13 protein-coding genes are annotated in these 16,702 nt (G+C 71.2%); 5 read left to right on the forward strand and 8 right to left on the reverse strand.

What is annotated here, in order from left to right:
• Nucleotides 1–57: 57 nt before the first annotated feature.
• The 3 genes from uvrC to ACLHRZ_RS42165 form a co-directional block, all read right to left on the reverse strand.
• A complete protein-coding gene (gene uvrC, locus ACLHRZ_RS42155) occupies nt 58–2,064 on the reverse strand; it encodes an excinuclease ABC subunit UvrC (protein ID WP_490423929.1) in 2,007 nt (668 codons plus the stop codon).
• A 103-nt stretch (nt 2,065–2,167) separates the two neighbouring features.
• Nucleotides 2,168–3,001, reverse strand: a complete 834-nt coding sequence (locus tag ACLHRZ_RS42160; RefSeq protein ID WP_490423930.1) for a hypothetical protein — start codon at nt 2,999–3,001, stop codon at nt 2,168–2,170.
• A gap of 5 nt (nt 3,002–3,006) precedes the next feature.
• Entirely contained in the window at nt 3,007–3,639 is a 633-nt protein-coding gene (locus tag ACLHRZ_RS42165) for a papain-like cysteine protease family protein (RefSeq protein ID WP_490423931.1), read from the reverse strand.
• A 227-nt stretch (nt 3,640–3,866) separates the two neighbouring features.
• Between ACLHRZ_RS42165 and ACLHRZ_RS42170 the strand changes: the two genes are divergently transcribed.
• A complete protein-coding gene (locus tag ACLHRZ_RS42170; protein ID WP_490423932.1) occupies nt 3,867–4,811 on the forward strand; it encodes a hypothetical protein in 945 nt (314 codons plus the stop codon).
• Nucleotides 4,812–4,814: 3 nt separating this feature from the next.
• Here ACLHRZ_RS42170 and ACLHRZ_RS42175 read toward each other — a convergent pair whose 3' ends face one another.
• Both ACLHRZ_RS42175 and uvrA read right to left on the reverse strand, forming a co-directional pair.
• A complete protein-coding gene (locus ACLHRZ_RS42175) occupies nt 4,815–5,243 on the reverse strand; it encodes a Rieske (2Fe-2S) protein (protein WP_490423933.1) in 429 nt (142 codons plus the stop codon).
• A gap of 92 nt (nt 5,244–5,335) precedes the next feature.
• The gene (gene uvrA, locus ACLHRZ_RS42180; RefSeq protein ID WP_490423934.1) at nt 5,336–8,350 is read right to left on the reverse strand and encodes an excinuclease ABC subunit UvrA; all 3,015 of its coding nucleotides are present in this window, start codon (nt 8,348–8,350) and stop codon (nt 5,336–5,338) included.
• Nucleotides 8,351–8,550: 200 nt separating this feature from the next.
• Here uvrA and ACLHRZ_RS42185 point away from each other — a divergent pair, with 200 nt between their 5' ends.
• The 3 genes from ACLHRZ_RS42185 to ACLHRZ_RS42195 all read left to right on the forward strand — a co-directional run bounded on the left by ACLHRZ_RS42185 (nt 8,551) and on the right by ACLHRZ_RS42195 (nt 11,340).
• Nucleotides 8,551–9,237 carry a maleylpyruvate isomerase family mycothiol-dependent enzyme gene (locus tag ACLHRZ_RS42185; RefSeq protein WP_490423935.1) on the forward strand — a complete coding sequence of 229 codons (687 nt, stop codon included), beginning with the start codon at nt 8,551–8,553 and terminating at the stop codon, nt 9,235–9,237.
• A gap of 10 nt (nt 9,238–9,247) precedes the next feature.
• Nucleotides 9,248–9,904 carry an MBL fold metallo-hydrolase gene (locus ACLHRZ_RS42190; RefSeq protein WP_490423936.1) on the forward strand — a complete coding sequence of 219 codons (657 nt, stop codon included), beginning with the start codon at nt 9,248–9,250 and terminating at the stop codon, nt 9,902–9,904.
• Nucleotides 9,905–10,053: 149 nt separating this feature from the next.
• Nucleotides 10,054–11,340 carry an MFS transporter gene (locus ACLHRZ_RS42195; RefSeq protein ID WP_490423946.1) on the forward strand — a complete coding sequence of 429 codons (1,287 nt, stop codon included), beginning with the start codon at nt 10,054–10,056 and terminating at the stop codon, nt 11,338–11,340.
• A 29-nt stretch (nt 11,341–11,369) separates the two neighbouring features.
• Here the strand turns inward: ACLHRZ_RS42195 and ACLHRZ_RS42200 are convergent, their stop codons facing one another.
• The 3 genes from ACLHRZ_RS42200 to uvrB all read right to left on the reverse strand — a co-directional run bounded on the left by ACLHRZ_RS42200 (nt 11,370) and on the right by uvrB (nt 15,395).
• Complete coding sequence (locus tag ACLHRZ_RS42200; protein WP_490423937.1) at nt 11,370–12,371, reverse strand: TerC family protein; 1,002 nt, start codon at nt 12,369–12,371, stop codon at nt 11,370–11,372.
• A gap of 160 nt (nt 12,372–12,531) precedes the next feature.
• The gene (locus ACLHRZ_RS42205) at nt 12,532–13,113 is read right to left on the reverse strand and encodes a TerD family protein (protein ID WP_490423938.1); all 582 of its coding nucleotides are present in this window, start codon (nt 13,111–13,113) and stop codon (nt 12,532–12,534) included.
• Nucleotides 13,114–13,277: 164 nt separating this feature from the next.
• Entirely contained in the window at nt 13,278–15,395 is a 2,118-nt protein-coding gene (gene uvrB, locus ACLHRZ_RS42210; protein ID WP_490423939.1) for an excinuclease ABC subunit UvrB, read from the reverse strand.
• Nucleotides 15,396–15,683: 288 nt separating this feature from the next.
• On the opposite strand from uvrB, the gene ACLHRZ_RS42215 reads away from it, so the two are divergent.
• Nucleotides 15,684–16,613: a glycerophosphodiester phosphodiesterase gene (locus ACLHRZ_RS42215; protein WP_490423940.1), complete on the forward strand. Its 930-nt coding sequence runs from the start codon at nt 15,684–15,686 to the stop codon at nt 16,611–16,613.
• Nucleotides 16,614–16,702 lie beyond the last annotated feature (89 nt).

Consider the following 16,702-nt stretch of genomic DNA (forward strand, 5'->3'; position numbering starts at 1 on the left):
CTTCCATACTGCGGTCTCACGGCGTGCGCGGCATGGACCGCGGGCGCCGCGCCCCCATCATTCCTCTGTGTCATCCATGATCTCGCCAGTTGCCGTGTTGACCGCGGGGGCGGGGGCCGGCGCCGCCGCGAGGGCCGCGGCGATCGTCTCGGCGGTCTTGCGGCCGATGCCGGGCGCGGCGCACAGCTCCTCGACCGTCGCGGCCCGCAGCCGCTTCACCGAGCCGAAGTGCTTGAGCAGCGCCTTCCTGCGGGTCTCCCCCAGGCCGGGGACCGCGTCCAGCGGGCCGGCCTTCATCGTCTTCGAGCGCTTGCTGCGCTGGTAGGAGATGGCGAAGCGGTGGGCCTCGTCACGGACGCGCTGCAGGAGGTAGAGGCCCTCGCTGGTGCGGGGCAGGACGACCGGGTCGTCCTCGCCGGGCAGCCAGACCTCCTCCAGGCGCTTGGCGAGGCCGCACACGGCCACATCGTCCACCCCGAGCTCGTCCAGCGCCCGCCGGGCGGCCGCCACCTGCGGCTGCCCGCCGTCGACGACGACGAGCTGCGGGGGGTAGGCGAAGCGCTTGGGGCGGCCGTCGTCGTCGAGGCGGCTCTCCTCGGCCTCCACCGCGTTCTCCTCGGACCACTCCCCCTCCTTCTGCTTCTCCTGCAGATAGCGGCGGAAGCGGCGGCCGATGACCTCGTGCATCGAGCGGACGTCGTCCTGTCCTTCGCCGTGCCAGACTTGCGTGTCTCCGACACGACCCTTGATCTGGAAGCGCCGGTACTCGCTCTTGCGGGCCAGGCCGTCCTCGAAGACGACCATCGACGCCACCACGTCCTGCCCCTGGAGGTGGGAGATGTCGAAGCACTCGATGCGCAGCGGTGCCGAGTCCAGGCCGAGGGCCTCGGCGATCTCCTCCAGGGCGCGCGAACGGGTCGTCAGGTCGGAGGCGCGCTTGGTCTTGTGGAGCGCGAGCGCCTGCTGGGCGTTGCGCTGGACCGTGGCCATCAGGTCCTTCTTGTCGCCGCGCTGCGGGATGCGCAGGCTGACGGCCGCGCCGCGGCGCTCAGTGAGCCACTGCTGGACGGGCTCGACGGGCTCGGGCAGGGCGGGGACGAGGACCTCCTTGGGCACCGCGTCGCCCCGCTCCTCGCCGTAGAGCTGCTGCAGGGCGTGCTCGACGAGGCCCGCGGTGTCGACGGCCTCGACCTTGTCCGTGACCCAGCCGCGCTGGCCGCGCACCCGGCCGCCGCGGACGTGGAAGATCTGCACGGCCGCCTCGAGTTCGTCCTCGGCGACCGCGATCAGGTCGGCGTCGGTGGCGTCGGCGAGGACGACGGCGTTCTTCTCCATGGCGCGCTTGAGCGCCTCTATGTCGTCGCGCAGCCGGGCGGCCTTCTCGTACTCCATCTCCTCGGCCGCATCGTGCATCTGCCGTTCCAGACGGCGGATGTACGCACCGGTGCGGCCGGCCATGAAGTCGCAGAAGTCCTCGGCGAGTTCGCGGTGCTCCTCGGGGCTGACGCGGCCGACGCAGGGGGCTGAGCACTTGCCGATGTAGCCGAGGAGGCAGGGGCGGCCGATCTGGTGCGAGCGCTTGAACACCCCTGCGGAGCAGGTGCGGACGGGGAAGACCCGGAGCATCAGGTCGACGGTCTCGCGGATCGCCCAGGCGTGGGCGTAGGGGCCGAAGTAGCGCACGCCCTTCTTCTTGGGGCCGCGCATGACCTGCACGCGCGGGAACTCCTCGTTGAGCGTGACCGCCAGGGACGGGTAGCTCTTGTCGTCGCGGTACTTGACGTTGAACCGGGGGTCGTACTCCTTGATCCAGGAGTACTCCAGCTGCAGGGCCTCGACCTCGGTGGAGACCACGGTCCACTCGACGGAGGCGGCCGTGGTGACCATGGTGCGGGTGCGCGGGTGCAGGCCCGCGAGGTCCTGGAAGTACGAGGAGAGCCGCTGGCGCAGGCTCTTCGCCTTCCCGACGTAGATCACGCGGCCGTGCTCGTCCCGGAATCTGTAGACCCCCGGCGAGTCGGGGATCTGTCCCGGCTTGGGTCGGTAGCTGCTGGGGTCGGCCATGCCACAACCCTACTTGCGACCACCGACAATCGGAGTGCCCGATCCCCGCGCCCCGTAAGGGGCGCGGGGCTGTTACACGTGCGGCTCCGCCGCGTGGGCGCGATCAGCCACGAACCGCCCGCAGCCGACGACGAACCCTGCAAACGGTCACCGCACCGAGCCCGAGCACCAGGGCCGCGCCGCCGGCCGTCGCGGCGGGAGCGAGGACGGACGACGAGGAACCGCGCTCCGGGGCCGGGGCGGACGCCGCCGGTTCGCCGTACCCACCGGCGAACCCCTTCTCCGCGTAAGCGGAACCCGGCAGCTTGTCCCCGTACGCCGTGTGCACCCGCTCCCGGTACGCGGTCACCGTGGTCCCGCCCGCGCCCACGGCGCGAGCGGCGTCCTGGTCGAGCGGCAGCACCCGGTCGCCGCGCTGGACGTACCAGGCGTTGATCTGGGGCTCGCGGAAGACCGTGCCGCCGTTGAGCTTCTCCGCCCCCTCGGCCGCGTAGCGCGTCTCGTCGTCACCGGTCGCGATGTTGACGACCTTCCAGCTGTCACCGACGTGCGCCGTCCACACCGAGGCCTTCTGCCCTTCGGACGACACGGCCGTGCTGGCAAGGAAGTCAAGTTTGGCCACCGGCGCATCCGCCTTGCCGGCCACGAACTCCGGGGAGAGCGAGTACACCGGCACGGTGGCGCCCTCGATCCTCGGCTGCGCGGTGGCCTTGGCGATGGCACCGTCGCGGCTGAAGAAGCGGGAGAGCGTGTCGAGGGTCGAGGGTGCCGCGGCGGCGTTGTGCGCGGCAACGATCCCGGAGGCCGGCGGCGGGGCCGGGACGGCCGGGTTCGGGGCGGCCTGGGCGAGGGGCGCCAGGCAGAGCAGCCCGGCGGTGAGGGCGCCGGCGGCCGCTGCGCGGGTGACGTTCCTGCGGGTGTACGTGCGGTCGGTCATCGCCCTCACGCTCCGATCCGGTAGAGCGAGTGGGTCCAGGAGAACTGGTCGTTGTTGACGTACCAGTCGTGCGAGGCCCAGTTGTAGCGGTCGTTGGACGGCCACGGGTCGCCCCAGTAGACCAGGCTGTTGCCGTCGTCGTAGCCGTAGAGGACGTGCATGTGCCCGCCGCCCGACGACCACTGGATGCGCGTCTCGACCGGACGGTTGTTGTCGATCTCCGACTGAACGGTCGAGTAGCGCAGCCAGCCGCTCACGTACGAACCGGAGTTGATGCCGGCCCAGCCGAGGGCGTTCTGCACATTGCCCAGCGTGGCCTGGTTGTTGGGGCACGTGGTGCCTTGCTGGCGGTTGAAGGCGGCGTTGCAGAACTGGTTCTGGCTGTAGGTGCGCCCGAACCAGGTCGCGATGGTGTTGCCGGAGCCTGCCCAGCACCAGTTGCTCTTCTCCTGGGCCTGCATGGTGATGTTGAGCTGCTTGGACGCGCGCAGAGCGGGGTGGCCGGCGCTCGCGGCACTCGCCGTGGTGGGGACGGCGAGCAGCGCGGAGGCGAGCAGAGCCGCGACGGACAGCCTTCTGCCGCGTATCCGTGATCTGGAGTGCTGTGCTGATGGTGCCGATGCCGAGGCACGGGTCATGGCGTTCCTCCCGTGGCGGGGGGTTGTGGTGGAGGAGCGCGTCCGGACGCTGCTGAGGAGCATCAAGTGTTGTCGGGGGCTGGTCAACAGGCTTCAATGCTCTGTGAAACCGCGGTGTGAACAGACGGCATTGCCTGTGAACAGCCTGTGCCCGCCCAGGAGGAATGCGGCGCTCCTGTCCGCCGGCCCCTCTGCCACCGTTGTGAATATTCACAGAGGAGCGGCGGATGGCACGTACACCCACCGGCACCGGGTCCGCCGAGGCCGAACTGGCCCAGGCCCTGCGGACGGGACCGTTCCACCTCGCGCTGCGCACCGCCCTGTCGGCACGCGGACTGGCCCTGCACCGGGTCCAGCACCGGCTGGCCCAGCGGGGCGTCAAGGTCGGGGTGACGAGCCTGAGTTACTGGCAGCAGGGCGCCCGGCGGCCGCGGCGGCCCGAGTCGCTCAGGGCGGTGCGGATGCTGGAGGAGGTCCTGGAGCTGCCCGCGCAGGCGCTCACCCGGCTGCTCGAACCCGTGCCGCGGACGGACACGGCCCGGCCCGCCGGGCGTTCGTTCCGCTCGCTGGTGGAGGAGTCGCGCGCCCTCGAACGACTGCTGGCCGAACTGGAGTCGCCGGCCGACGGCGGGCTGCACACCGTCTGCCATCTGGAGCACGTCCGCATCGGCGCGGGCCGTGAGCTGCGCGGGCGCGCCTCGCACCACGTGGTGCGGGCGCACCGCGACGGGGTGGACCGCTATCTGGCCATCCACCACGGCGACCCGGGCTGCGAACCGGGGCGGGTGACCGTCCGGGCGAACGAGAACTGCCGGGTGGGGCGCGTCCGTTGGCACACCGCGGCCGGGGTGCTCGTCGCCGAGCTGCTCTTCGACGTGCGGCTGCGCGCCGGGGAGACCCACGTCTTCGGCTACGGCTTCGAGGACGGCACCGCGGGGCCGAGCACCGAGTACGTGCGCGGCTTCAGCTTCGCGGCCGGGCAGTACGTGCTGCAGGTCCGCTTCGACGAGGCCGCGCTGCCGGTGCGCTGCCGCCGCTTCGCCCAGGCGTCGGCGGCCGCGCCGCGCACCGGGCAGCAGGAGCTGACGCTCTCCGGGCGGCACCACGGGGTGCATCTGGCCGAACAGGCGGTGCGGCCGGGGATCCTGGGGATCGCCTGGGACTGGTCCTGACGGTCAGGACTCCGGGCCGGCGACGAGCTTGCCGCCGGACTCCTTGACCGGGACCGCGGGCAGCGGCGCACCCGCCGGGCCCTGGAGGACCTTGCCGGTCTGCGCGTCGAACTTGCTGCCGTGGCACGGGCAGCTGACCTTGCCGTCCTCGACCTTGTCGACCACGCAGCCCGCGTGCGTGCACACCGCGCTGAAGGCCTTGTACTCCCCCTTGGCGGGCTGTGCCACGACCAGCTTCTGCTCGCGGTAGAGCTTGGCCCCGCCGACCGGCACGTCGCCCGCCGCGCCGAGGTCCACCGGCGCGGTCGGCGTGGCCGGGCCCTTGGCCGCCGAGCCGGCGGGGTCGCAGCCGGTGACGCCGAGCCCAGCGGCCCCGGCCAGTGCCGCTCCGCTCAGGAGCACGGTGCGACGGGATGCGGACTGGCTGGTCATGCGGGCTCCAGGGGGTACGGCGGCGCTGTCGGACCGACGATACTGGGGGCTCCCCCGGAGGCAAGGACGACCCCCGGGCGAGCCCCCCGACATCAGCCCCGGCGCTCCCGCGCCGTCTTCTTGGCGGCAGCCGGCTTCGCAGCGCTCTTCTTGGCGGCAGCCGTCTTCTTGGCGGCACCCGTCTTCGCGGAGACGGTGCGCTTGGCCGGCGCCGCCTTGGCGGCGACCGTCTTCTTCCTGGTCCGCGCCGGAGGCGCATCGCTGACGCGGTTCCCCAGCATCTCCCGCAGGAACTTGCCCGTGTGGCTCGCGGGGATGGCGGCGACGTCCTCCGGGGTGCCCTCGGCGATGACCAGGCCGCCGCCGCTGCCGCCCTCGGGGCCCATGTCGATGACCCAGTCGGCCGTCTTGATCACATCGAGGTTGTGCTCGATGACGATCACACTGTTGCCCTTGTCGACCAGGCCGGACAGCACCGAGATCAGCTTGCTGATGTCCTCGAAGTGCAGGCCCGTCGTCGGCTCGTCGAGGACGTACACCGTGCGGCCCGTCGAGCGCTTCTGCAGCTCGCTCGCGAGCTTGACGCGCTGCGCCTCGCCGCCGGACAGCGTGGGCGCGGACTGGCCGAGCCGCACGTAGCCCAGGCCCACTTCGTGGAGCGTGCGCAGGTGGCGCGCGATCGTCGGCACGGCCTCGAAGAACTCGAGCGCCTCCTCGATCGGCATGTCCAGCACCTCGGCGATGGACTTGCCCTTGTAATGGACTTCCAGCGTCTCGCGGTTGTAGCGCGCGCCGTGGCAGACCTCGCACGGGACGTACACGTCCGGCAGGAAGTTCATCTCGATCTTGATGGTGCCGTCGCCGGAGCAGTTCTCGCAGCGGCCGCCCTTGACGTTGAAGGAGAAGCGGCCGGGCAGATAGCCGCGGACCTTCGCCTCCATCGTCTCCGCGAAGAGCTTGCGGACGTGGTCGAAGACACCGGTGTACGTGGCCGGGTTGGAGCGCGGCGTGCGGCCGATGGGCGACTGGTCGACGTGGACGACCTTGTCGACCAGGTCGTCGCCGTCGACGCGGGTGTGCCGGCCGGGGACGGCGCGGGCGCCGTTCAGCTCGCGGGCCAGGTGCGTGTAGAGGATGTCGTTGACCAGGGTCGACTTGCCGGAGCCCGAGACGCCCGTGACGGCCGTGAGCACGCCGAGCGGGAAGGACACGTCGATGTCCTGCAGGTTGTTCTCCCGGGCACCGCGCACGGTCAGGCGGCGCTTCGGGTCCGCGGAGCGGCGCTGCTCCGGGATGGCGATGGACTTCTTGCCGGAGAGGTACTGGCCGGTCATCGAGCCCTCGGTGCTCAGCAGCTCCGCGAGGGGACCGCTGTGCACGACCTTGCCGCCGTGCTCGCCGGCGCCGGGGCCGATGTCGACGACCCAGTCGGCGACCTTGATCGTGTCCTCGTCGTGCTCGACGACGATCAAGGTGTTGCCCATGTCGCGCAGGCGGACGAGGGTCTCGATCAGGCGGTGGTTGTCGCGCTGGTGCAGGCCGATGGAGGGCTCGTCGAGCACGTAGAGCACGCCGACCAGGCCGGAGCCGATCTGGGTGGCGAGCCGGATGCGCTGGGCCTCACCGCCGGAGAGAGTGCCGGCCGCGCGGTTGAGCGAGAGGTAGTCCAGGCCGACGTCGACCAGGAACTTCAGGCGCTCGTTGACCTCCTTGAGCACCCGCTCGGCGATCTTCTTCTCGCGGCCGGTGAGCTTCATGCCGCGCAGGAAGTCGGCGCACTCGCTGATCGACATCGCGGAGACCTCCGCGATGGAGCGGCCCTGCACGGTGACGGCGAGGACGATCGGCTTGAGGCGCGTGCCCTCGCAGGTCGGGCACGGGACCTCGCGCATGTAGCCCTCGAAGCGCTCCCGGCTGGAGTCGCTCTCCGCCTCGGAGTGGCGCCGCTTGACGAACGGCACCGCACCCTCGAAAGCGGTGGTGTAGGCGCGCTCGCGGCCGTAGCGGTTGCGGTAGCGCACCTCGATCTGCGTCTTGTGGCCGTTCAGCAGGGCCTTTCTGGCGCGCTGCGGGAGGCCGGCCCAGGGGATGTCCGTACGGAAGCCGAGCTCGCCGGCCAGCGCGCCGACGAGGCGGCCGAAGTAGTCCTTGGTGTGGCCGTGCGACCAGGGGCTGATCGCACCCTCCTCCAGCGACTTGTCCGGATCGGGGACGATCAGCTCGGGGTCGACCTCCATGCGCGTGCCGATGCCGGTGCAGTCCGGGCAGGCGCCGAAGGGCGAGTTGAAGGAGAAGGAGCGCGGCTCCAGCTCCTCGAAGGACAGGTCGTCGTACGGGCAGTAGAGGTGCTCGGAGAACATCCGCTCGCGCTCGGGGTCGTCCTCGGCGAGGTCGACGAAGTCGAGGATCACCATGCCGCCGGAGAGGCCCAGGGCCGTCTCGACGGAGTCGGTGAGCCGGCGCTTGGCGCTGTCCTTGACGGTGAGACGGTCGACGACCACCTCGATGGTGTGCTTCTCCTGCTTCTTCAGCTTGGGCGGGTCGCTGAGCTGGATCGTCGCGCCGTCGACCCGGGCCCGGCTGTAGCCCTTGGTCTGCAGGTCGGAGAAGAGGTCGACGAACTCGCCCTTGCGCTCGCGCACCAGCGGGGAGAGCACCTGGAAGCGGCTGCCCTCGGGGAGCTCCAGCACCCGGTCCACGATGGCCTGCGGCGACTGCCGGGAGATCGGGCGGGCGCACTCGGGGCAGTGCGGCTTGCCGATGCGGGCGAAGAGGAGGCGGAGGTAGTCGTAGACCTCGGTGATGGTGCCCACGGTCGAGCGGGGGTTGCGCGAGGTGGACTTCTGGTCGATCGAGACGGCCGGGGAGAGGCCCTCGATGAAGTCCACGTCGGGCTTGTCCATCTGGCCCAGGAACTGCCGTGCGTAGGAGGAGAGCGACTCCACGTAACGGCGCTGCCCCTCCGCGAAGATCGTGTCGAACGCGAGGGACGACTTGCCCGATCCGGAGAGCCCGGTGAAGACGATGAGGGAGTCACGCGGGAGGTCGAGCGAGACGTTCTTGAGGTTGTGCTCGCGTGCGCCACGGACGATGAGACGGTCTGCCACGCCGGTCGGCACCTTTCTTGAGAGTCGGCTCCGGAGGGAGCTGCGGGGGTGGGCCGCGCCCCACCGATCCAGAGTACGGGGAGCGTCCGACACACGGACGTCGTCGGCGATGCCACCTCCGACGATATAGCACGCACATTCGATTTAGGGCGTGAGTCCACCACCTTCACCCGAAGGAGTGGCGGCGCTATGGTCGGGCCATGATCGATCATGCGCACGACCTGGCCGCTGTGCGTGACGCGACGGAGCGCCTCCTCGCCGCGGCCGCCCGACTGGACAACGCCGCCGTGGCCGCACCGTCACGGCTCCCCGGCTGGAGCCGCGGCCACGTCCTGGCCCATGTCTCCCGCAACGCGGACGCCCTGGTGAACGTCCTGAGCGGCCGCCCCATGTACGCGAGCGCCGAGCTCCGCGACACGGACATCGAGCGCGACGCGCCCCGGCCCCTGGACGCCCAGCTCAGGGACCTGGAGGAGAGCACGGCCCGGTTCCTGGAGCAGGCCGCCGTCCCCGCCGACTGGTCCCGCACGGTCACCATGCGCAACGGCGTGACCGACAGCGCGTCCCGCGTCCCCTTCCGGCGGCTCGCCGAGGTCGAGCTGCACCACGTCGACCTCGGCATCGGCTACGAACTCGAGGACCTCCCGGCCGAGTTCACCGCCCGCTACACCGCCTTCCTCGCCCAGCGCTTCACCGGCAACCCCGGCGTCCCCGCATTCGCCCTGGCCGCGACCGGAGGCGGCCGGTGGACCACCGGCCGCGCCGAGGGCACCCCGATCACGGTCACCGGCCCCGCCCCGGCCCTCCTCGGCTGGCTCGCCGGCCGCCGCGACGGCGCCGGGCTCCGGGCCGACGCCCACCCGCTGCCCGCCCTGCCCCCGCTATAGGGTTGACGGCATGACATACAGCGGAGTGGTCGAGGTCGGCGGACCTGCAGACGTACACGAGTTGACCGATCTGATGATCTCGAAGGTCGCCGTCGGCCCGATGAACAACAACGCCTACCTGCTGCGGTGCCGGGCGACCGACGAGCAGCTGCTGATCGACGCCGCCGCCGAGCCGAGGACGCTGCTCACCCTGATCGGCGACAGCGGGATCGCCTCCGTGGTGACCACCCACCGGCACGCCGACCACTGGGGCGCGCTGAGCGAGGTCGTGGACGTCACCGGCGCCCGCACCTACGCGGGGCGCTACGACGCCGAGGGCATCCCCGTCTCGACGGACGTGCCCGTCGAGGACGGTGACGTCATCCGCGTCGGCCGCGTCGGGCTGACCGCTCGTCACCTGGTCGGCCACACCCCGGGCAGCATCGCCCTGGTCTACGACGACCCGCACGGGCACCCCCACGTGTTCACCGGCGACTGCCTCTTCCCCGGCGGCGTGGGCAACACCCACCAGGACCCGAAGGCCTTCGCCAGCCTGATCGACGACGTCGAGACCAAGATCTTCGGGCAGCTGCCCGACGAGACCTGGGTCTACCCCGGCCACGGCAACGACACCACCCTCGGCGCCGAGCGGCCGCACGTCGCGGAGTGGCGCGAGCGCGGCTGGTGACGCCCCGGAGGTAGCGCGCCGTCCGCACACCGGGCGGACGGCGCGGTCCCGCCACGCCCCCGGCCACACCCCCGTACGCCCCGGAACTCCCGTTGCCCGGGCCGCCGCGGGAAGTTGGGCACTGCATGAACCGTGCCCGTCCTCCGGCCATGTTCCGTCTGGCGGCTGCCTCCATGGCCGGCACCGCCATCGAGTTCTACGACTTCTTCAGCTACGGCACCGCGGCGGCGCTCGTCCTCGGCCCGCTCTTCTTCCCCACCGTCTCCCCTCTCGTCGGCACCCTCGCGGCCTTCGGCACCTTCGGCGTCGGCTTCATCGCCCGCCCCGTGGGCTCCGTGCTGTTCGGGCACATCGGCGACCGGCACGGGCGCAAGCCCGTCCTCATCGCCTCGCTGCTGCTGACCGGCGTCGCCACCGTGGGCGTCGGCCTCGCGCCCACCTACGCCGACATCGGCCTCGCCGCCCCGTTGCTCCTCCTCGTCCTGCGCTTCCTGCAGGGCCTGGGGCTCGGCGGGGAGTGGGGAGGCGCCGTCCTGCTCACCGCCGAGCACGCCCCCGCCCACCGCCGCGTCCTGTGGACGAGTCTCCCGCAGACCGGCCCCTCGGTCGGCTTTCTCCTCGCCAACGGCATCACCCTGGCCCTGTCGGCCACCCTCTCCGACGAGGAGTTCCTCGCCTGGGGCTGGCGGGTGCCGTTCTGGGCGGCCGGGGTCCTGGCCGTGGCCGGGCTGCTGCTGCGCGCCCAGGTCGCCGAGACCCCGGAGTTCCTCGCCCTGGCCGAGCGCGAGCAGCGGGCCTCCCTGCCGCTGGCCGAGGTCATGCGCGGCGGCCACTGGCGCCTCGTGCTGCTCACCGCCGGCGGGCTGTCCGTCGGCTACTCCGTCTTCTACGCGGTCACCACCTGGTCCCTGGCCTACGGCACCGAGCAGCTGGGCGTGGACCGCACCGTCATGCTCGGCTGCATCATGACGGCCGTCGCGGCCTCCGGGGCGGCCACCCCGCTGATCGCCCTCATCGCCGACCGCCGGGGACGCCGCCTCTTGTGCCTGATCGGCTGCACGGCCGTGGCGCTGTGGATGTTTCCGATGATCGCCCTGCTGCGCACCGGGCGCCCGGCTCTGATGCTGCTGGGCTTCGTCGTCGCGATGCTGGCCTTCGGGCTCGCCTTCGCCGTCATCGGCGCGTACCTGCCCGAGCTCTACGAGCCCGAGGTGCGCTGCACCGGCGCCACCGTCGGCTACAACCTGGGAGGCGTCCTGGGCGGTGCCGTCACCCCGCTGGTGGCGACGGCCCTGGCCCGGGGCGACCGGCCGCCGTGGGCGGTCGCCGTCTATCTGACCGGGGTCGCCGTGCTCAGCCTGGTCTGCTTCTTCCTGCTGCCCGAAACCCGCCCCACGGCAGCGGCCCGCGCCGCCGCCGATCCGACGCCCGCCTGAGGCCGCTCACAACCCCGACGGCGACGGCGTCAGGCGCGGGCGCCGTCGCGCTCCTCCGCCGAAGCGGCCTCCGCCGCTTCGGCCTGCTCCTGCTTCCGGGACGCCCGCAGGCTGGTGACCGTGGTGACGGCCAGCACGGCGCAGATGACGCCGAGGGAGACCGGGATGCTGATCTCGGGGACGTTCACCCCGCTCTCGTGCAGGGCGTGCAGGACGAGCTTGACGCCGATGAATCCGAGGATGACCGACAGGCCGTAGGACAGGTGGACCAGCTTCTTCAGCAGGCCGCCTATGAGGAAGTACAGCTGCCGCAGCCCCATCAGGGCGAAGGCGTTGGCGGTGAAGACGATGTACGGGTCCTGGGTCAGGCCGAAGATCGCGGGTATGGAGTCGAGCGCGAAGAGGACGTCGGTCGTGCCGATGGCCAGCATCACGATCAGCATCGGCGTCATCAGCCGCTTGCCGTTCTCCACGATGAACAGCCGGGTGCCGTGGTAGCGGTCCGTGGACGGGAAGCGGCGCTCGACCGCCTTGAGAAAGCGGTTCTCCTCGAACTCCTCCTCTTCCCCGCCCCCGCGCGCCTCCTGGATGAGCTTCCAGGCGGTCCAGACGAGGAACGCCCCGAAGAGGTAGAAGATCCAGGAGAAGTTGGCGATGATCGCCGCGCCCGCGCCGATGAAGACGGCCCGCAGCACCAGGGCGATGAGCACGCCCACCATGAGCACCCGCTGCTGGAATATCGAGGGCACCGCGAACTTCGCCATGATCAGGACGAAGACGAAGAGGTTGTCGACGCTCAGCGACTTCTCCGTGATGAAGCCCGCGAAGAACTCGCCGGCGGGCTTGCCGCCGCCGAAGAACAGCAGCCCCAGCCCGAAGAGCGCGGCCAGGGCTATCCAGACCGCCGTCCAGATGCCGGCCTCCTTGACGGAGACCTCGTGCGGCTTGCGGCCGCCGATGAAGAAGTCCGCGGCGACGAGGGCGCACAGGCCGGCGATGGTCAGCACCCACATGGTCAGGGAAACGTCCACCGGTCCTCCGGCTTCTCGTACGGCTACGGCGGCAGCGGCGACAGGCGTCGCCCCTACGACAACGGTACAAGAAAACCCAAGGAAAGGTAAAGAGAAAACCAAGAACCGTGCGGTTTCGCCCCGCACGGCCCTGCAGCCGCAGCCCTACAGCACCGCCTGCCTACAGCACCGCCTGGATCTGCGCCAGCAGGTCCTGGAACGTCCGGCCGTCGGCCGGGGTGCCGATGGCCGTCATCTGCCAGCCGCCGCCGTTCCGGTGCACCTTGGCCATGATCTGGGCGGTGTACGGGCCGCCGCCGTCGAGGGTGTAGCGGGCCAGCTCCCGGCCGGTGTTCTCGTCGACCAGGCGGCAGAACGCATTGCGCACCTCGGCGAAGGTCTGGCCGGTGAAGGAGTTCACCGTGAAGACGATCTGGTCGATGTCCGCGGGAACGCGCTGCAGGTCGACGAGGACGGTCTCGTCGTCCTCCCCCTGGCCCGCGCCGCCCACGAGGTTGTCGCCGGTGTGCCGCACCGAGCCGTCCTTGCTGACCAGCTGCTGGAAGAAGGCCACGTCGACCGGCTGCCCGGCGGCGAAGAGCACGGCCGACGCGTCGAGGTCGATCTCCCTGGTGCGCGAACCGAACAGTCCGCGGCGGCGGGGGGCCGCCTGCCAGCCCAGTCCCATCCGCACCGCGGTCAGGTTTCCCCCGTCGGCCTTCTGCAGGCTGATTCCCTGGCCCTTGGACAAGTTGACCGTCACGCGCAGTCCCTCCTCGTACGCCCCCGTGGCCGCGCAGGTGCGCGGCCTCCGGCAACGACCCTACGCACCGGCCCCGTACGCAGGCGCCCGAGGAGTGCGGTTTGTGGCGGTCCTGCAACATGCCCGGCCCGCCCCCCCCTGTCGGCGAGGGCCGGGGCACGCCGTCAGGCGAGGCCCGCCTCCTTCATCTGGCGCAGCTCCTTCTTCAGCTCGCCCACCTCGTCGCGCAGCCGGGCCGCCACCTCGAACTGCAGCTCCGCGGCCGCGGCCCGCATGCGGTCGGTCATCTCCTCGATCTGCTGGGCGAGTTCGGCGGCCGGGCGGTCCGTCGGCACGGCCGCCGCCTTGGCCTTGCCCTTGGCCTTCGCGGGCGTGGGCGCCTTGCCCTTCGCCTTGCCCTTGTCCGCGCCCTGGCGGTAGCCCGAGCCCAGCAGCTCCTCGGTGTCGATCTCCTCGCGGGCGAGCGTGGCGACGATGTCACCGATCTTCTTGCGCAGCGGCTGGGGGTCGATCCCCCGCTCCTTGTTGTAGGCGATCTGCTTCGCCCGGCGGCGGTTGGTCTCCTCGATGGCCTTCTCCATCGCCGGGGTGACCTTGTCCGCGTACATGTGGACCTGGCCGGAGACGTTGCGCGCTGCACGCCCGATGGTCTGGATCAGGGATGTGCCGGAGCGCAGGAAGCCCTCCTTGTCGGCGTCGAGGATGGCGACGAGCGACACCTCTGGCAGGTCGAGCCCCTCGCGCAGCAGGTTGATGCCGACCAGCACGTCGAACTCGCCCGCGCGCAGCTCGCGCAGCAGCTCGACGCGGCGCAGCGTGTCGACGTCGCTGTGCAGATAGCGCACCTGGATGCCCAGTTCCAGGAAGTAGTCCGTGAGGTCCTCGGCCATCTTCTTGGTCAGTGTGGTGACCAGGACGCGCTCGTCCTTCTCGGTGCGCTTGCGGATCTCGTGCACCAGGTCGTCGATCTGGCCCTCGGTCGGCTTGACCACGACCTCCGGGTCGACCAGTCCGGTGGGCCGGATGATCTGCTCCACGAAGCCGTCGCCGCGGGAGAGCTCGTACTTCCCCGGGGTCGCCGAGAGGTAGACCGTCTGCCCGATGCGCTCGGTGAACTCCTCCCACTTCAGCGGTCTGTTGTCCATGGCCGACGGCAGCCGGAAGCCGTGCTCGACGAGGGTGCGCTTGCGGGAGGCGTCGCCCTCGTACATCGCGCCGATCTGCGGGACGGTGACGTGCGACTCGTCGATGACGAGCAGGAAGTCGTCGGGGAAGAAGTCCAGCAGGGTGTTGGGCGGGGAGCCGGGCTCGCGGTCGTCCATGTGCAGCGAGTAGTTCTCGATGCCCGAGCAGGAGCCGACCTGGCGCATCATCTCGATGTCGTACGTGGTGCGCATGCGCAGCCGCTGCGCCTCCAGCAGCTTGCCCTGCTTCTCCAGGGTGGCCAGCCGCTCCTCCAGCTCGGCCTCGATGCCCGCGACGGCCTTCTCCATCCGCTCCGGGCCCGCGACGTAGTGGCTGGCGGGGAAGACGTAGAGCTCCTGGTCCTCGGAGATGACCTCGCCGGTGAGCGGGTGGAGCGTGGAGAGGGCCTCGATCTCGTCGCCGAACATCTCGATGCGGACGGCCAGTTCCTCGTAGACCGGGAAGATCTCGATGGTGTCGCCGCGCACCCGGAACGTGCCGCGGGTGAAGGCCAGGTCGTTGCGCGTGTACTGGATCTCGACGAAGCGGCGCAGCAGCTGGTCGCGGTCGGTCTCCTCGCCGACCTTGAGCGGCACCATGCGGTCCACGTACTCCTGCGGCGTGCCCAGGCCGTAGATGCAGGACACCGAGGCGACCACGATCACGTCGCGCCGGGTGAGCAGCGAGTTCGTGGCGGAGTGGCGCAGGCGCTCGACCTCCTCGTTGATCGAGGAGTCCTTCTCGATGTAGGTGTCCGACTGCGGGACGTACGCCTCGGGCTGGTAGTAGTCGTAGTACGAGACGAAGTACTCGACGGCGTTGTTGGGCAGGAGCTCGCGGAACTCGTTGGCGAGCTGGGCGGCGAGGGTCTTGTTCGGCGCCATGACGAGCGTGGGCCGCTGGAGCTTCTCGATCATCCATGCCGTGGTCGCCGACTTGCCGGTGCCGGTCGCACCGAGCAGGACGACGTCCTTCTCGCCTGCGCGGATGCGCCGCTCCAGCTCCGCGATGGCCGCCGGCTGGTCACCGCTGGGCTGGAAGGGGCTGACGACCTCGAAGGGCGCCACCTTGCGTTCGATCTGGGAAACGGGCCGCATGAGACCACCGTACGGCCCACCACCGACAACGGGCCGCCCGCCCGCTTCCCGCCCCGGATTCCCGGGCGCAGGCCCGCCGGAGGAGCCCCGCGGCCGGCCGCTCCGGCGTGCCGGACCGGCCCGTATCGCGTACGTGTGGGATGTGTGGTGGCGCGCCCCGCTCCGCTCCCTCCGCCGGTCCTCGGTACCCAGGCCGCCACGCCTCTCGTACACAGGACCGGACACCCACAGGACCGGACACCGCCGGGCCCCGCCCCCGACGCCACGACCGCCCGCGAGGAGCTCCCGATGCGCATCCGCCCCGTCCCCTCCGTGACCGGCGCACTGCTCGGCCTGGCCCTCGTCCTGCCCACGCTCGGCACGCCCCCCGCGCACGCCCTCGGGCGCCAGGGGCTCCCCGTCACCATCGGCCACCGCGGCGTGCCCGCCCAGGCGCCGGAGAACACGCTGGCCTCGATCGACAGGGCGGCGGGCCTGGGCATCCAGTGGGTCGAGAACGACGTCCAGCGCACCCGGGACGGGCAGCTGGTCGTCCTGCACGACACCACCCTGGAGCGCACCACGGACGCCCGGCAGCGCTTTCCCGGGCGGGCGCCCTGGAAGGTCGGCGACTTCACGCTCGCCGAGATCCGGACGCTGGACGCGGGCAGCTGGTACGACCACCGCTTCGCCGGTGAGCGGGTGCCCACCCTGAGCAGCTACCTGCGCCGCGTCGACCACAACCACCAGCGGCTGCTGCTGGAGATGAAGGCGCCCGGGCTCTACCCCGGCGTCGAGCAGCAGACGGTGGACGAGCTGCGGCGGGCCGGCTGGCTGGACCGGCGGCACGTCAAGGACCGGCTGGTCGTCCAGAGCTTCGACGCGACGGCGCTGCGCACACTCCACCGCCTGCGCCCGGACCTCAAGAAGGGCTTCCTGGGCGCCCCGAAGGCCGCCGACCTGCGCTCGTACGCCGCCTTCGCCGATCAGATCAACCCCGACCACGGGAGCGTCACCGCCGAATGGGTCCGTGCCGTGCACGCGCTGAGCGGTCCCCACGGGCGCCGTCTGGAGATCACCGCGTGGACCGTCGACGACCCCGCGCGCGCCGTCCGGCTCGGCCGCCTGGGCGTGGACGCCATCATCAGCAACGCACCGCACGTCATCCAGGCCGCGCTCGCCGAGGAGTCCGGCGAGGACCCCTTCGCGGGCGTCGCCCCCGAGCCGGCCGCTCTGTGACTGCCGGGGCCTAGGGCGTGTCCGATGGGTCAGTGCGGGCCCCGCGGCGTCCGGCGCTGGGGGCACCTCTGGGGGCACCCCCAGCGGTA

Source organism: Streptomyces sp. AM25 (assembly GCF_058146165.1).

Coding starts and splice junctions, on each gene's coding strand:
- uvrC (WP_490423929.1), bottom strand. CDS start 2,064: ATGGCCGACCCCAGCAGCTACCGACCCAAGCCGGGACAGATCCCCGAC.
- ACLHRZ_RS42160 (WP_490423930.1), bottom strand. CDS start 3,001: ATGACCGACCGCACGTACACCCGCAGGAACGTCACCCGCGCAGCGGCC.
- ACLHRZ_RS42165 (WP_490423931.1), bottom strand. CDS start 3,639: ATGACCCGTGCCTCGGCATCGGCACCATCAGCACAGCACTCCAGATCA.
- ACLHRZ_RS42170 (WP_490423932.1), top strand. CDS start 3,867: ATGGCACGTACACCCACCGGCACCGGGTCCGCCGAGGCCGAACTGGCC.
- ACLHRZ_RS42175 (WP_490423933.1), bottom strand. CDS start 5,243: ATGACCAGCCAGTCCGCATCCCGTCGCACCGTGCTCCTGAGCGGAGCG.
- ACLHRZ_RS42185 (WP_490423935.1), top strand. CDS start 8,551: ATGATCGATCATGCGCACGACCTGGCCGCTGTGCGTGACGCGACGGAG.
- ACLHRZ_RS42190 (WP_490423936.1), top strand. CDS start 9,248: ATGACATACAGCGGAGTGGTCGAGGTCGGCGGACCTGCAGACGTACAC.
- ACLHRZ_RS42195 (WP_490423946.1), top strand. CDS start 10,054: ATGTTCCGTCTGGCGGCTGCCTCCATGGCCGGCACCGCCATCGAGTTC.
- uvrB (WP_490423939.1), bottom strand. CDS start 15,395: ATGCGGCCCGTTTCCCAGATCGAACGCAAGGTGGCGCCCTTCGAGGTC.
- ACLHRZ_RS42215 (WP_490423940.1), top strand. CDS start 15,684: ATGCGCATCCGCCCCGTCCCCTCCGTGACCGGCGCACTGCTCGGCCTG.